This window comes from Streptomyces sp. NPDC032161 (assembly GCF_040636995.1).
Lineage (GTDB): Bacteria > Actinomycetota > Actinomycetes > Streptomycetales > Streptomycetaceae > Streptomyces.
The window spans coordinates 121,154-135,899 of record NZ_JBEZVN010000012.1 but is presented as its reverse complement, the minus strand read 5'-3'; the positions used below and the strand labels follow the sequence as shown (position 1 = coordinate 135,899).

The 14,746-nt window shown below is 71.6% G+C and carries 13 protein-coding genes; 6 read left to right on the top strand and 7 right to left on the bottom strand.

From position 1 onward, the window contains the following. Window positions 1-34: 34 nt before the first annotated feature. Complete coding sequence (locus AB0E67_RS22005; protein ID WP_362029328.1) at window positions 35-1,615, bottom strand: alkaline phosphatase D family protein; 1,581 nt, start codon at window positions 1,613-1,615, stop codon at window positions 35-37. Window positions 1,616-2,022: 407 nt separating this feature from the next. After that, on the bottom strand, window positions 2,023-3,489 hold the full coding sequence (locus tag AB0E67_RS22000; protein ID WP_362029325.1) for a PLP-dependent aminotransferase family protein: 1,467 nt from the start codon (window positions 3,487-3,489) through the stop codon (window positions 2,023-2,025). A gap of 47 nt (window positions 3,490-3,536) precedes the next feature. Here AB0E67_RS22000 and AB0E67_RS21995 point away from each other — a divergent pair, with 47 nt between their 5' ends. The 3 genes from AB0E67_RS21995 to AB0E67_RS21985 all read left to right on the top strand — a co-directional run bounded on the left by AB0E67_RS21995 (window position 3,537) and on the right by AB0E67_RS21985 (window position 6,844). Beyond that, on the top strand, window positions 3,537-4,643 hold the full coding sequence (locus AB0E67_RS21995; protein ID WP_362029322.1) for a DMT family transporter: 1,107 nt from the start codon (window positions 3,537-3,539) through the stop codon (window positions 4,641-4,643). Window positions 4,644-4,869: 226 nt separating this feature from the next. Beyond that, entirely contained in the window at window positions 4,870-5,754 is an 885-nt protein-coding gene (locus AB0E67_RS21990) for an RNA polymerase sigma-70 factor (RefSeq protein WP_362029319.1), read from the top strand. Between the two features lie 322 nt (window positions 5,755-6,076). Then, a complete protein-coding gene (locus AB0E67_RS21985) occupies window positions 6,077-6,844 on the top strand; it encodes a GntR family transcriptional regulator (RefSeq protein WP_362029318.1) in 768 nt (255 codons plus the stop codon). A 153-nt stretch (window positions 6,845-6,997) separates the two neighbouring features. Here AB0E67_RS21985 and AB0E67_RS21980 read toward each other — a convergent pair whose 3' ends face one another. The 3 genes from AB0E67_RS21980 to AB0E67_RS21970 all read right to left on the bottom strand — a co-directional run bounded on the left by AB0E67_RS21980 (window position 6,998) and on the right by AB0E67_RS21970 (window position 10,082). Continuing rightward, on the bottom strand, window positions 6,998-8,155 hold the full coding sequence (locus AB0E67_RS21980) for an ROK family protein (RefSeq protein WP_362029315.1): 1,158 nt from the start codon (window positions 8,153-8,155) through the stop codon (window positions 6,998-7,000). 99 nt (window positions 8,156-8,254) lie between these two features. Continuing rightward, entirely contained in the window at window positions 8,255-8,905 is a 651-nt protein-coding gene (locus tag AB0E67_RS21975) for a response regulator transcription factor (protein WP_362029312.1), read from the bottom strand. Between the two features lie 4 nt (window positions 8,906-8,909). Then, window positions 8,910-10,082, bottom strand: a complete 1,173-nt coding sequence (locus tag AB0E67_RS21970; protein ID WP_362029309.1) for a histidine kinase — start codon at window positions 10,080-10,082, stop codon at window positions 8,910-8,912. 108 nt (window positions 10,083-10,190) lie between these two features. Between AB0E67_RS21970 and AB0E67_RS21965 the strand changes: the two genes are divergently transcribed. The 3 genes from AB0E67_RS21965 to AB0E67_RS21955 all read left to right on the top strand — a co-directional run bounded on the left by AB0E67_RS21965 (window position 10,191) and on the right by AB0E67_RS21955 (window position 12,498). After that, entirely contained in the window at window positions 10,191-11,129 is a 939-nt protein-coding gene (locus AB0E67_RS21965) for an ATP-binding cassette domain-containing protein (RefSeq protein ID WP_362029307.1), read from the top strand. 2 nt (window positions 11,130-11,131) lie between these two features. Next, window positions 11,132-11,869 (top strand): ABC transporter permease, encoded by a 738-nt coding sequence (locus tag AB0E67_RS21960; protein WP_362029304.1) that lies wholly within the window; start codon window positions 11,132-11,134, stop codon window positions 11,867-11,869. 191 nt (window positions 11,870-12,060) lie between these two features. Next, window positions 12,061-12,498, top strand: a complete 438-nt coding sequence (locus tag AB0E67_RS21955; RefSeq protein WP_362029301.1) for a hypothetical protein — start codon at window positions 12,061-12,063, stop codon at window positions 12,496-12,498. Between the two features lie 219 nt (window positions 12,499-12,717). On the opposite strand, the gene mug is transcribed toward AB0E67_RS21955, so the two are convergent. Continuing rightward, window positions 12,718-13,269, bottom strand: a complete 552-nt coding sequence (gene mug / locus AB0E67_RS21950; RefSeq protein ID WP_362029298.1) for a G/U mismatch-specific DNA glycosylase — start codon at window positions 13,267-13,269, stop codon at window positions 12,718-12,720. 19 nt (window positions 13,270-13,288) lie between these two features. Then, entirely contained in the window at window positions 13,289-14,731 is a 1,443-nt protein-coding gene (gene purB / locus AB0E67_RS21945; RefSeq protein WP_362029295.1) for an adenylosuccinate lyase, read from the bottom strand. Window positions 14,732-14,746: the final 15 nt, after the last annotated feature.

Here is a 14,746-nt window from a genome sequence, read left to right as displayed (position 1 = left end):
CGACCGCCGTCCGGGGACGGCGGTCGGGGCCGCCTCACTGTCCGACGAGGCCCGGCCGCAGCACCTTGCTGAACAGCACGGAACCACCCTGGGCGCGCAGTCGTACGGTCAACTCGCCGCTGTCGCCGTCGATGTCGACCTCGCCGAACAACTGCGGGGACTCCATCGGCGACACGTTCGCCCGGTCGGGTGCCCGCACGAAGACCCGGTCGGGACCGAACGTCGCGTCGAGCGCGTTCGCCGGGAACTGACCGGCCGCCAGCGGACCCGAGACGAACTCCCAGAACGGCGCGAAGTCCTTGAACGCGGCACGCTCGGGCACGTAGTGCTGGGCCGACGTGTAGTGCACGTCGGCCGTCAGCCAGACCGTGCCGGTGATCCGCCGGTGCTTGATGTACCGGAGCAGTTCCGCGATCTGGAGCTCCCGGCCCAGCGGCTGCCCGGGATCGCCCTGGGCGACCGCCTCGAAGTCGGTCGCTCCGTCGGTGACCACCAGCCCCAGCGGCATGTCGGCGGCGATCACCTTCCACACCGCGCGGGACCGTGACAGCTCCTGCCTGAGCCAGCGCAGCTGTTCGGAGCCGAGGATGCCGGTGGCGTCGTCCGGCTGTCGGCCGGGGGAGTTGGCGTTGCGGAAGGACCGCATGTCGAGGACGAACACGTCGAGCAGCGGACCGTGCCGCACGACGCGGTGCATCCGGCCCTCGCCGGACGCGGCACGCAGCGTGGACACGGGGAAGTACTCGCCGAACGCCCGTGTCGAACGGGCCGCCAGCACATCGATGTTCTTCTCGGTGTAGCGGGAGTCGTCGAGGATCTGTCCGGGATACCAGTTGTTGCGCACCTCGTGGTCGTCCCACTGGACGATCGAGGGCACCTGGGCATTGAACCGACGGAGGTTGGCGTCGAGAAGGTTGTAGCGGAAGTTCCCCCGGTACTCGGCCAGCGTCTCGGCGACCTTCGACTTCTCCTCGGTGGTGACGTTGCGCCAGACACGTCCGTCGGGCAGCGTCACGCTGGGCTCGATCACCCCGTCCGCGTAGATGTTGTCGCCACTGCACAGGAAGAAGTCGGGGTCGAGGCGGCGCATCTCCTCGTAGACGGTGTAGCCGCCGATGTCCGGATTGATGCCCCAGCCCTGGCCCGCGATGTCGCCGGACCACAGGAAGCGCACCCCGTCCCGGCGCCGGGCGGGCGCCGTCCGGAACGTCCCGTGCACCGGTTTTCCGGTGCGGCGCGGGTCCGCCGGATCGGCCAGCGTCACCCGGTAGTGCACCTGCTCGCCCGCCGGGAGCCCGTACAGCGGCGTGGTCCCGGTGAAGTCGGTTCCGGCGCCGAGCAGCGGACCGTGCCAGGTGCGTGACCGGCGGAAGGACTCCGTGGCCGACGTCTCCACGATCATCCTGGCGGGACGGTCCGAACGGACCCAGACCAGCGCCGACGAGGCGGTGACGTCGCCCACCTGCACACCCCATGCGGCGCGTGGCCTGCCGGAGAGGGCGAACGCGGGGGCCGCGGCCCCCACCGCGGGCAGCGACAGCGCGGCCGACACGGCGAGGGAACCGCGCAGCACACCGCGACGGTCGAGGGATGGGACAAGAGGACGGTTCGGCATCGGGGGCGCCTCCACGGGCGGGTGCGTCGGTGGACCAGGGGTGGGCCGGTCGGCCGACCCCACCCTCGTGCCCGTCGGCTGCGCGCACACCAATCCCAGGTGAACACCAGGCAGCGGCCGTCACTGTCGCCCCGGACGTCACGGCCGTGACCGTCGTCCCGTCGGTCTCGGCCCTCGTGTTCGTCGCGGTCGTCCTGCCTGCCACGGCCGTCGCAGCCGTCGCAGCCGTCGCCGTGGTTCCGCATGCCACGGTTGTTCCGTTGCCGTTGCCGTTGCCGTTGCCGTTGCCGTTGCCGTTGCCGTTGCGGCTGCGCCGGCAGCCGGAGCTCCCGCGGACGTCGGTGTCCCGCCCGCCGGTATCCCGTTCTCGCACGCGGGTGCCCGATGCCTCTCGCCCGAACCCGTCGTCACCCGCCGTTCTCCCGGTGGACGGACGCCAGCAGCCGTACCCCTCGCGTGATCTCATGCGGTGTCAGGTGCGCATGGCCGAGCAGCAGATCCACCGTCAGGCTCCCGGAGGGCACCGTCTCGCAGTCGCTCAGGGGGCGCAGGGCCACCCCGGCCGCGTTCGCGCGCCTCATGAACGACGGCTCGGGCCCGTAGCGTTCGGGGAGCCGCGCGATGACGTGCAGCCCGGCGGCGATGCCGCTCACGGCCGTTCCGGGGAAGCGGTCCGTCAGCTCGGCGACCAGGGTGTCGCGGCGCTCGCGGTAGGCCCGCTGGCAGCGGCGCAACTGCCGGTCGTAGCCGCCCGTGCGGATGAACTCGGAGAGGACGGCCTGATCGACGGCCGGATTGCCCAGATCCATCGTGCGCTTGCGGGCCACGATCTCGTCGGTCAGCGCCGCCGGTGCGACCAGCCAGCCCAGCCGCAGCCCCGGGGCGAGCGACTTGCTCACCGAACCGGTGTACGCGACATGCTCCGGGTCGAGGCCCTGCAAGGCCCCGACGGGCGCGCGGTCGTAACGGAAGTCCCCGTCGTAGTCGTCCTCCACGATCAGCCCGTCCGTGGCACGGGCCCAGTCCAGGAGTCTGCCGCGGCCGGTGGCGGAATAGGCGATGCCAGTGGGGAACTGGTGTGCCGGAGTGGTGACCACGGCGCGGACACCCGAGCGTACGAGAGGCCCGGCAGCCAGCCCGTCGGCGTCGAGCGGCAGCGCGGTGGCCGTGATTCCGGCGGACGCGAACAGCGCCGCGTGCTCGGGGCTCCCGGGGTCCTCGACGCCGACCGCCCGCACACCTCGATCGCGCAGGACGAAACCGAGCAATGTCATCGCCTGCGCCACGCCGGAGCACACCACCACGCGCTCCGGTTCCACGACCACCCCGCGACGCCTGGCGAGCAGGGCCGCAAGCGTCTCCCGGAGTTCGGGCAGCCCCCGTGGATCGGGATAGCCCAGTGCGCTGTGCGGCAGCCCGCCGAGCACCGCGCGACAGGCGGCGGCCCAGGCACTGCGGGGGAACAGCGCGAGATCAGGAGTACCCGGGCGGAAGTCCACACGTGCGCCCGGCGCACGTGGGGCCAGGTCACGCGCCCCCGGCGCGGCGGCCCGGACGGCCCCGCCCACCCAGGTGCCGGCACCGCGTTCGCTGCGCAGATAGCCCTCCGCCGTCAGTTGTTCGTACGCCTCGGTGACCAGCCCTCTCGACAGCCGCAGATCCGCGGCGAGCGCCCGGCTCGACGGCAGTCTCGTCCCCGGGACGAGACGACCGGAACGTACGGCCTCGCGCAGAGCCGACTGGAGGGCGTGGCCCCGTCGACGTGCCGGCGCGGCGGCAGCGGGCACCAGCAGCTCCCAGGCCGCGGAGCCGGACTCCGTGAACCTCCCGGGCTCCTCGTCCCGTGCCGGTGGATTGGTCCCCGATGACGTCATGAAAGTGGACCTTAAAACAGACCACACCTCTGCCTAGCGTCGGCTCCATGAACGCTGTCTCCCCGCGCGGGGCGCTGCTCGCAGCCCTCGCCGGCGTCCTCGTGGGCGCCTCCTTCACCGTGAACAGCCTGCTCGGCGACTATCCGTACGCGGGCGGTCAGGCGCTGCGCTACGGTCTCGCGGCGCTCTTGCTCCTGCCCCTGGTGGCCGGAGATCGGCGGTCCGGGGGACCGGTCGCCGTACTGCGTGGCCTTCACCACCGGCAGTGGGGGCGGCTCGCGCTTCTGGCGGCCGTCGGCATGGTCGGCTTCAACCTGGCGGTCCTCGGGGCGGAACGCTCCGCCGAACCCGCCGTCCCCGGGGTCTTCGTCGGCTGCGCCCCGATCCTCGTCGCCGCGGTCGTGCCCCTGCTGGACGGACGTCGGCCGACGCGCGTCGTCCTGGGGGCCGCCGTGTTCGTCGCCGCCGGGGCCTTCACGGTCCAGGGGTGGGGCCGAACCGACACGGCGGGCATCCTATGGTCGGCGGGTGCGCTGGCCGGTGAGACGGGTTTCGCCGTTCTCGCGGTGCCCGTACTGCGGCCGGTGGGACCGCTGGGGCCGAGACTGCTGTCGGCCGCGGTGTGCGGGATCGCCGTAGTGGAGTCCCTGCTGCTCGGCCTGGTGACGGACGGCACCGGTGTCGTCCGGACACCCACGACCGGCGAAGCCGTCGCCCTGCTCTGGCAGGCGGTGGTCGTCACGGTCGTCGGCTTCGTCTGCTGGTACATGGGCGTGCAGCGGATCGGCGCCGAGCGCGCCACGCTCTTCTCCGGACTGATCCCGGTCTCCGCCGCCCTCACCGCGCCACTCGTGGGCACCGGCTCCTACGGGGTTCCGCAGGCCCTCGGGAGTGTGCTGGTCGGGCTGGGCGTGGCGCTCGGCTCGGGCGTGCTGCCCCGGCGCCGCACCGCACCGGGCACCGGCACGGCGCCCGGCGTCACGCGTGCTCCGCGCTACCTGCGGCGCCGGTCCGTCGTTCCGCAGAAGGTCCCCGCGACCGGGCAGCCGCAACGACCTGGCAACGGGGGCGGCCCGGCCGGCCCCGGCCCCGGCTCCCAGGCGGCGGGGGAGCGTACGGCCGGTCCTCGCAGCGGTGACCGCATGGCCGGATGACCGTCGGGCACGGCGGGGCCTCGGGGCGGACGGGTCCGAACGGAGCGGTGAGGCAGGGCTGTTGCGCCAGTTGCGATGCGACACACGTGCGTCGCGTGCGAACGGATGGGGGAGGGGACGGACTTGGCCTGCGGGACGAGGGCAAGTGCCGTTGTGCGGCCCCCAGTTCGAGGGGCCCGGGCGGGCGGTGCTGGACAGTGTTCCGCACGTCCGCTGGGATGGACGGGTGACAGCCGACACCGCCACCGATGTTTTCGAGACCCACCGTTCCGTGCTCATCGGAGTCGCCTACCGCATGCTGGGCCGGATCGCCGACGCCGAGGACGTGGTGCAGGAGGCATGGCTGCGGTGGTCGTCCGCCTCCCGCGAGGACGTACGGGAGCCGCGCGCCTATCTCGTCCGGATCACCACCCGTCTCGCCGTCGACCGGCTGCGGCAGGTGCGGTCGCAGCGCGAGGCGTACGTGGGGCCCTGGCTGCCGGAACCCCTCGTCACCGACTTCGGCCCCTCCGCACCCGACACGGCGGAACGGTTCGTTCTCGCGGACTCGGTGTCCCTTGCCGTTCTCGTCGTCCTCGAATCCCTGTCACCGCTGGAACGGGCCGTCTTCGTGCTGCGTGAGGCGTTCGGATTCCCGTACGCCGAGATCGCCACGACCCTGGAACGCTCCGAGGCCGCCGTGCGGCAGCTCGCGGGGCGCGCCCGGCGCCACGTCGACGAGCGAAAGCCGCGCTACGACGTGGACCCGGCCCACCGTCGTGACCTCACGGAACGGTTCCTCGCCGCGGCGGCGGGCGGTGACATCGAGCGGCTGCTGGCGATGCTCGCCACCGATGTGCGGCTCGTCGGGGACAGCGGGGGAAAGGCCAAGGCACCGTTGCGCGTCATCGAGGGCGCCGACAAGGTGAGCCGCTTCCTCTGTGCCGTTGTCCACGACCGGACCCAGGAGTTCGACATATGGGCCGTGGAGCTCAACGGTCGTCCCGCCGTGGTCGTGCTCTCGGGCGGAAGGCCGGACTCCGCCGTCCAGATCGAGCTCAGGAACGGGCTCATCCAGTGCGTGTACATCATGCGCAACCCTGACAAACTCGTCGGTCTGGTCGACCAATGACCGGCATTCTCGCACCCCGGTGCCCGTCCACCGGGGATGTGACGGCCGCCGGGACGTGACGGCCACCGGGTCGTCCCGATCCTCCCGGCACTCCCTCCCAGGCTCCGCGGCCCACCCCGCCGCGGAGCCTTTCTGCTGCGGGCGGCTCACGGCACCACGAACGTCCTGTGAACGCTCTGAGGCAGGGGCTCATTTCGCTGCGTGACCGCAGGAGGATTGGTCTTGACCAAGGTGGTATCCCGTCCTATGGTCTCACCGTTAAGGCAGGAACCTTTAATAAATAACGTCGCGGAAAAGCCGCTGGGCGATTGCGGAGGACAGGGTGGGGACCACGCAGCTGGAATCGGTGCAGGAGCCGAAGTACTGGCACCTCAAGACCGTGCTCAGTGAGGCACTCGACTCGGACTTTGCGGTGGGAGAGATCCTGCCCAACGAGCGTGACCTCGCTGCTCGGTTCGGAGTCGCCCGTGCCACGCTCCGGCAGGCTCTGGAACAGCTCGAACTGGAGGGCAGGCTGCAGCGCCGCCGAGGCGTCGGCACCACCGTCGCGCCGCCGCGCGTCGGGGTCGCGGTCTCCACGGGGGAGCGCGACTGGTCGGGCGGCGGGGCGGGCGAGGCATGGCAGCCGGTGGGCTGCACGACCGCGGTCGCGCCGGTGTCGGTGGCGTCCGTGCTCGGTGTGGGCGGTGACGAACCGGTCCACGTCGTCCGTCGCATCCGTGTCGCCCAGGCGCAGACGATCGCCGCGGAGTTGCTCTACGTCCCGTCGTCGTCGGTGCCCGGACTGCCGGCGATCGATGTGTCGTCCGGCCCCGCCCGGGCCCGCGGCGTCCTGCGCGAACTGCACCGCCTCGGCCTCGGCGGGCAGGACCGGTCGGTGGAGCTCGGTTCGGCGCGCGCGGACGACGCGAAGGAACTCGACCGGCTTCCCGGCTCCCCTGTCCTCGTCGTCACCACCCGTTACCTGGTGGCGGGCGGTACCGCGGCGCTCTCCGTCGCCACCTACCGCGCCGACACCTGCCGGCTCACCTTCGGCGACTCGGGCGACCTGGAGATCAGCCACCACGGTCAGGAGCGTCAGGCGTCCTGACCCCGGCCGTGAGCGGCGGGCGTCCCGGACGACACCACCCGGGGCGGCTCGGGCGGAACGCTCCCGAGCCCGCCCCCCTGCCCAGAAGTACGTGAACGGGCCGTCGGGACGCCTGCGGGTGGGCCTGCGGCGTCCGTGAACGGCCCGTCGCGCTCAGCGGCGGGCCGTCACCGTTCCCTCCACGGCGAAGAGCTGCTCCTCGACGTGATCGAGAGCCAGTCGCAGGGCACCCGTGGCCACCGCGGCCTCGCCGAGCAACGACAGCGTCACACGCGGCGGCCGGAGGCAGTAGCGGGCCAGTTCGCGGCGGAGCGGCTCCAGCACACCGTCCAGCCCCGCGGCCCATCCACCGACCACCACCAGCTCCGGGTCCAGGGCCAGCACCAGCGCCGCGACATCGTGCACCAGACGTTGGATGTACCGCTCGACCGCCGCCTGAGCCCGTGCGTCCCCGCGCCGCGCCTCCGCGAACACGGCCGCGACGGCGGCCTCGTCCAACGGATCCAGGGGCCTGTCCGTCGTGGAGAGGAGTCTTTCCGGCGTGGCTTCGCGGCCCAGGAGGTGCAGGGCGCCGATCTCGCCCGCCGCGCCGCCGTAGCCACGGTGCAGCCGTCCGCCGATCAGTGATCCGGCACCCGGGCTCAGGCCGGCCAGGACGAACACGACGTCGTCGGACTCGGCGGCAGCCCCCTTCCAGTGCTCCGCCACCGCCGCGGCGTTGGCGTCGTTCTCCACGATGACGGGACAGCGGAACGAACGCCGAAGCCGCTCACCCAGCGCCAGCCCCGTCCAGTCCGGCAGCGCGGTGCCCAGCCGAACCGTTCCGTCGGCCTCCACGATGCCCGGGCTGCCGACCCCGACGGCACGCAGACTGCTCCGGGCTACCCCCGTCCGCCGCAGGACATCGGCCACCATCACGCGGACCCTTTCGAGCCGGTCGTCGGCGCACGCCGTCTCCGACACCTCACGTGAACCCGCCCCGATGATCCGGCCGTCCAGCTCGGAGAGCAGGGCGGAGACGCGGTGCGGACCGATCTCGATGCCGAGCAGATGACCGGCCTCGGCGCGGAACCTGAACCGTCGCGCCGGGCGCCCCTGCCGACGGGCCTCGCCACCGTCGGGCATCGACTCGACGACCAGCCCGGCCTCCAAGAGCCCTTCCATCACGCCCTCGACCGTCGGCCTGGACAGACCCGTGATCAGGGTCAGGTCCGTGAGCGTGGGCGAGTCGGCGCCCCGGAGGGCGTGCAATACCACTGCGGAATTGATCCGTCGCAACAGCGATGGATCACCACCGGTCAGCCGCCCCACGGTCAGTCCTCCCAGCTCGTGCGCATGTCAGGCGGATGGTACTCGCTGCCCGGGTGTCGGGCGACCGTGGGCCGCAACGGGCATCCGGAGCCGCGGGGCTCAGCTCGGGGCTACGAACCCGGACTCGTACGCCGCGATCACCGCCTGGGTGCGGTCCCTGGCGCCCAACTTGGCCAACACGGCGCTGACATGGGTCTTCACCGTCTCCACGCCCACCACGAGCTTGGCGGCGATCTCCGCGTTCGACAGCCCTCTGGCCATCAGCCGCAGCACCGCCGCCTCCCGCTCGGTGAGCGACGCCCGCTCCATGACCGCCCGTGCCTTGTTCGTGCCGTACTGCGCGGCGAGCTGTCGCACCGCCGCCGGGAACAGCAACGACTGGCCCTCCGCGACCAGACGCACCGCATGGACGATCTCGGTCGGCCGTGCCCGCTTGAGCAGGAAGCCGTCCGCCCCCGCACGCAACGCCTCGTACACGTACTCGTCGTTCTCGAACGTGGTGACCACCAGGATCTTCGGCGGGTCCGGCACGGTGCGCAGCACCAGTCGTGTCGCCTCTATGCCGTCCATCAGAGGCATTCTGACGTCCATGGCCACCACGTCGGGACGCAGCCGACGCAACAGGGGGACGACGGCCGCGCCGTCGTCCGCCTCGCCCACCACTTCGATGTCGTGCTGCGCATCGAGGACAGCGCGCAGCCCAGCACGGACGAGGGGTTCGTCGTCGACCAGAAGAACGGTAACCGCCATCCGATCAGCCTAGGCCGTGCGACGGAAGGCTCACGTACACCCTCCACTCGCCCCTGTGCGGACCCGTCCTGGCCTTTCCTCCCAGTAGCGCGGCCCTCTCGCGGATGCCCCGCAGCCCGCTCCCGCCACCTGCCGAACCCGTCGAATGAGCCAGCGGGTTGGTCACGTTCAGCTCCAGCCGGCCGTTCGCGACGCTGATCCGCACACGGACGGGAACGGTCCCGGCGTGACGGAGCACGTTGGTGAGCGATTCCTGAAGGATGCGATAGCCCTCACGGGACACCGCCGCGGGAACCTCCTCCAACGGACCGGACACGTCCGCGTCGACCTTCGCCCCCGACCGGCGTGCGGAGTCCAGAAGCCGGTCCGCCTCCACCAGCGTCGGTTGCCGTCCCGTCGGCGCCCCCGCTTCACGCAGCACCCGCAGGACCCGCTCCAGATCGTCGAGCGCGTCCCTGCCGGTCTCCTCGATCGCGGTCAGCGCCCGCGCCGTGAACTCCGGATCGTCGGCCGCCCGGGCCGCACCCGCCTGCACGACGGCGACGGTCAACGCGTGCCCGATGGAGTCGTGCAGCTCGCGCGCGATGCGATTGCGCTCCAGCAGCTGTTCGGTGCGCTCCTCCAAGGCGGTGAGCCGCTGCACCGGCGACGGGCCGAGGAGGCTGCGGGCGGCCAGGGTGATCAGCTCACCACTCGCCACGACCACGGCCAGCAGAACCAGGAGGGGCAGGGGAGTGAGCAGGAGATGCCACCAATGCGGCTGGAGTACGGCTGTCAGCCAACTCTGTTCCACGTTGCCGCCGGTACCGCTGATCACAAGGTCCACCGTGATCACCGGCAGCCAGACAGTGGCAACACCCACCGCGACGCCGAACACCAGTCGCAGCTCCAGCCAGAGGACGGTGCGCCAGCGGTCCGCCCAGTCGGCCGCGGCCGTGGCCGAGATCGCCGCGTGGGGGCTGCCGTGCTCCGCGGGCGTGAGCAGCAGCTGGGCCTGCACCCCTTCCGCCAGCCGCATGCCCGGCAGCAACCCCACCGGTATGGCCAGGACCATGAGCACCCACGGAGTGTCCATGGAGATGAACATCCACACACTGCAGAGGGCCAGTGGGATGAGGAGGTGCAGCCACCGGGTGTAGGTGGCGGACGTGGCCAGCGGTCGGATGTGGCGGAGCATGCGGCCATCGTGCCAGTCCGCCCGGGCCGGGCGACTCCCCCGAGCGAGGGAGAAGATCCCCTCCCACGGGGGAGGCCGGTACCCCTGCGGGACCGCCAAGCTGACGACATGACCAGCATCGACGTCCACGAACTCACGAAGGAATACGGCACGACCCGCGCCGTGGACCGGCTCACGTTCAGCGTGCGCCCGGGCCGGGTCACCGGCTTCCTCGGCCCCAACGGTGCCGGCAAGTCCACCACCATGCGACTCGTGCTCGGACTGGCCCGGCCCACCGCGGGTACGGCGACGGTCGGCGGGCAGCCCTACACCGCGCTCGACAATCCGCTGCGGCGGATGGGGGCGCTGCTCGACGCCCAGGCCGCCCACGGCTCGCGCACCGCGCGGGATCATCTGCTCGCCCTCGCGGTGAGCAACGGCATAGGCGCCCGCAGAGTGGACGAGGTCCTGGACGAGGCGGGACTCGGCGCGGTCGGCGGCGCGCGCATCAAGACGTTCTCATTGGGCATGCGCCAGCGGCTGGGCATAGCTGCCGCTCTACTCGGCGACCCGGAGATCGTGATGCTCGACGAGCCGTCGAACGGGCTGGACCCGGAAGGCATCATCTGGATTCGTGAGCTGATGAGGCGTCTCGCCCGGGAAGGCCGCACGGTCCTGGTGTCCAGCCATCTGATGAACGAGACGTCCTTGTTCGCGGATCATCTCGTGGTGCTCGGCCGCGGCCGACTCCTCGCGGACCTGCCGATGCGGGACTTCCTGGAGTCCCGAAGCCGCCCCGTGGTGCGCGTGCGCACGACCGATCCCGCCCGGCTCCGGGAGGCACTGATCGGCAAGGGACACGAGCCCCTTCCGGGCGACGACGGGATTCTGAGCGTCGAAGGCGCACAGGCCGCTGAGATCGGTGCCGTGGCCGCCGAGCACGGCATCGCGATCCTCGAACTCGCCGACGAGCGCCCGACGCTGGAGCAGGCCTACCTCGACCTCACCTCCGACGCCATGGACTTCGCGTCCGCGTCGGCCCCGTCCACCGACCTTCAGGAGGCCTGACCATGTCGACCGCGGCACTGTTCCACTCCGAGTGGATCAAGATCAGATCGGTGCGGTCCGTGATCGGATCCCTGATAGCGGTGCTTCTCGTGACTCTCGTCGTCACCGTGCTCGTGTTTGCCACCGTCGGCCGGGCGGAGGCGGACAACGCGGGTGCCGATCCGGTCTTCGGCGCCTTCTACGCCCTGAACTTCGGGCAGGTGGCGGCCATCGGCTTCGGCGCGACCGCGATCTCGTCCGAGTACGTCAACGGGGCCCTGCGGATCTCCCTGACCGCCGTGCCGCACCGCACCCTTCTCTATGGGGTGAAGGTGGCACTCGTCGGTGCGCTCGCCCTGGTCGTCGGCCTGGCCACCAGCTTCAGCGCCTTCCTGGTGGGGCAGCTGTTCCTGGGGGAGTACGCGATCGATCTGGGTGAGCCCGGGGCGTTGCGGGCCACCTTCGGCGGCGGGATCTACCTGGCCCTGATGGCGTTGTTCGCCGCCGGCTTGACGGTGCTGCTGCGCAGCGCCGTGGCCGTGCTCAGCCTGCTCATACCGTTCATCCTCATCGTCTCCTTCGTGGTCGGCGACATCGCGGGTGGCGCCGCGCAGTACCTGCCCGACCGGGCCGGGCAGTTGGTGCTCCAGCAGAACCCCGAGGGCAGCCTCGGACCGTGGGGCGGACTCGCGGTGACCGCGGCCTGGGCGGCGGCCGCGTTGCTGGCGGGCTGGTGGGCGATCCGGCGCAGGGACGTGTAGTGCCGCCCGCCGCATCGGCGGCCACGTGCTGCGTCACGTACACGCCCACGCCGTCGTCCACGTCCGTGCCGGACCCGGATCCCTGCTTCCGGGGCGCCGGGAGGACGGAGGAGGGCGCGGAAAAGGCTGAGAGGCCTTCAGGGCCCGGGGCCGCGGGATCGAATGTCAGTGCTGGGCGGTTTACTGACGGCATGACCACCGCACATCACCTTCGCCTCATCGACGGGATGCGGACCCGCGTCTTTCCCGCGGAGCGCATCCGGTCGGGTTCGGGAGTCAGCGGGCCCGGCTATCACACGGCGTCCTTGCACGCGGACGTCGACCACTGGGACGACGACGAGGCGGTGCGGCTGCAACACCGAGCGCAGTGCCTGGCGGAGCACGATGCGCTGCTGACCCTGCTCACGAGTCGTTGGGGCGAACCGCAGGTGGTCAGTCTGTGGAGTGCGCAGGAGCGGATGACGGCAGGGGAGGAGATCCCGGAGGCGTGGGCCGAGACGGTCGCGGGCTGCGAATACCTCCAGCTGTGGCGGATCGAGGACCGGTGGGTCGCGCTGGGCCTGTACCTGGAGGAGGACGGGCCGGGCTGCGAGCTGAACGTCGTGGTGACGGAGATCGATCCGCCGTGACGTGGGCGGGCCGACCCGCGCCGTGACCCGGGGACAAGACCACGGGGCCCACGGTTTCGGCCGGCCGGAGGCATGGGGAAGAGAGGCCGCCCCGCGCGGCCGCGGGGCTGCGGTGGTCGCCGGTGGCCCGCGGCGCCGGGTGTCGCGACCGGCGGGCCCTCATGCCGTGAGGGTCTCGTGGTGGGGTTCGCGCGTGGTGAGGTCCTTGCGCGGCGGGCCTCACGCGGTGGTGGGGCCGACGTGCTCGACGGCGGCGCGCAGGCGCCCGTACTCCTCCGCCATCGTCGGAGTCGTCCAGTGGGCGTTGAGGCCACTGGGGTTGGGAAGGGCCCAGACCCGGGCGCCGCCGACCGTGTGGTCCTGCGGACCGATCCGGGCCGTCCGCCTGCCGAACGCGGTGCGGTACGCGGTGACACCCACGACCGCCAGCCACTCCGGTCGCAACCGTTCGACCTTGGCCGCCAGGATCCGTCCGCCCTCGCGGAACTCCTCGGCGGACAGTTCGTCGGCGCGTGCGGTGGCCCGGGCGACCACATTGGTGATGCCCAGGCCGTACCGCAGCAGTTCGGTCTGCTCCGTCGGACCCAGCAGCCGGGGGGTGAAGCCCGACCGGTGGAGTACGGGCCAGAAACGGTTGCCGGGGTGGGCGAAGTGATGACCGGTCGCCCCGGTCGTCAGACTCGGGTTGATCCCGAACAGTACGCGCAGGCCGTCCGCGACCACATCGGGTACGGTGCGGTCGCGGGCGGCCCGGAGCTCCTCGGGTGTCATCGGCTCAGGTGGTCGGCCGTCAGAGGATGGAGCCCGGCGTGTACGTGGCAGCCTCGGGGTGCCGCTCGATGATCTCCTCGATGCGGGAGATCAGGGTGGTGACCTGGTCGCCCGCCGCGCCCGTGAAGGAGAGCTTGTCGGCCATCAGGGCGTCCAGCTGTGCGCGGTCGAGCGGGATGCGCTCGTCGGTGGCCAGCTTGTCGAGCAACTCGTTGCGCTCGGCCCCCCGTTCGCGCATGGCCAGGGCCGAGGCGACCGCGTGCTCCTTGATCGCCTCGTGGGCGACCTCACGGCCGACGCCGGCGCGGACCGCACCCATCAGGACCTTGGTGGTGGCGAGGAACGGCAGATAGCGGTCGAGCTCGCGGGCGACGACGGCCGGGAAGGCCCCGAACTCGTCGAGCACCGTCAGGAAGGTCTCCAGCAGCCCGTCGAACGCGAAGAACGCGTCGGGGAGGGCGACCCGGCGGACCACGGAGCACGACACGTCGCCCTCGTTCCACTGGTCGCCCGCCAGCTCGCCGGTCATCGACGCGTAGCCGCGCAGGATGACCATGAGGCCGTTGACGCGCTCGCAGGAGCGGGTGTTCATCTTGTGCGGCATCGCGGACGAGCCCACCTGACCGGGCTTGAAGCCCTCGGTCACCAGCTCGTGCCCGGCCATCAGGCGGATCGTCTTGGCGAGGGACGACGGTGCCGCGGCCAATTGCACCAGCGCGGTCACGACGTCGTAGTCGAGCGAGCGGGGGTAGACCTGTCCGACGGAGGTGAAGGCGTGGGCGAAGCCGAGGTGCTCGGCGATGCGCCGCTCCAGGTCGGCGAGGTTCGCGGAGTCGCCGCCCAGCAGGTCGAGCATGTCCTGGGCCGTGCCCACGGGGCCCTTGATGCCGCGCAGCGGGTAGCGGCCCAGCAGGTCCTCGAGCCGTCCGTACGCCACCAGGAGCTCGTCCGCAGCGGTCGCGAAACGCTTGCCGAGCGTGGTCGCCTGCGCGGCGACGTTGTGGGAGCGGCCGGCCATGACGAGCTCGCGGTACTCGGCCGCCAGCTTGCCCAGCCGGGCCAGCACCGCCACCGTGCGGTCGCGCATCAGTTCCAGGGAGAGCCGGATCTGGAGCTGCTCGACGTTCTCGGTGAGGTCCCGGGAGGTCATGCCCTTGTGGACCTGCTCGTGTCCGGCGAGGGCGTTGAACTCTTCGATCCGGGCCTTGACGTCGTGCCGGGTGACCTTCTCGCGCTCGGCGATCGAGGCCAGGTCGACCTCGTCGAGGACCCGCTCGTAATCGGCCAGGGCGGCGTCCGGCACCTCGATCCCGAGGTCCTTCTGCGCGCGCAGCACCGCCAGCCACAGCCGGCGCTCCAGCTTCACCTTCTGCTCGGGGGACCAGAGGACGGCCAGCTCCGTGGAGGCATAGCGGCCGGCCAGGACATTGGGGATGCGAGGCTTCGCAGACACAGCAGTCACATGACCAGATTCTAC

Excerpts from the sequence above, each read along its gene's own strand:
- AB0E67_RS22005 (WP_362029328.1), bottom strand. The coding sequence starts at position 1,615 with ATGCCGAACCGTCCTCTTGTCCCATCCCTCGACCGTCGCGGTGTGCTG.
- AB0E67_RS21995 (WP_362029322.1), top strand. The coding sequence starts at position 3,537 with ATGAACGCTGTCTCCCCGCGCGGGGCGCTGCTCGCAGCCCTCGCCGGC.
- mug (WP_362029298.1), bottom strand. The coding sequence starts at position 13,269 with ATGACACCCGAGGAGCTCCGGGCCGCCCGCGACCGCACCGTACCCGAT.
- AB0E67_RS21960 (WP_362029304.1), top strand. The coding sequence starts at position 11,132 with ATGTCGACCGCGGCACTGTTCCACTCCGAGTGGATCAAGATCAGATCG.
- AB0E67_RS21955 (WP_362029301.1), top strand. The coding sequence starts at position 12,061 with ATGACCACCGCACATCACCTTCGCCTCATCGACGGGATGCGGACCCGC.
- AB0E67_RS21965 (WP_362029307.1), top strand. The coding sequence starts at position 10,191 with ATGACCAGCATCGACGTCCACGAACTCACGAAGGAATACGGCACGACC.
- AB0E67_RS21970 (WP_362029309.1), bottom strand. The coding sequence starts at position 10,082 with ATGCTCCGCCACATCCGACCGCTGGCCACGTCCGCCACCTACACCCGG.
- AB0E67_RS22000 (WP_362029325.1), bottom strand. The coding sequence starts at position 3,489 with ATGACGTCATCGGGGACCAATCCACCGGCACGGGACGAGGAGCCCGGG.
- AB0E67_RS21975 (WP_362029312.1), bottom strand. The coding sequence starts at position 8,905 with ATGGCGGTTACCGTTCTTCTGGTCGACGACGAACCCCTCGTCCGTGCT.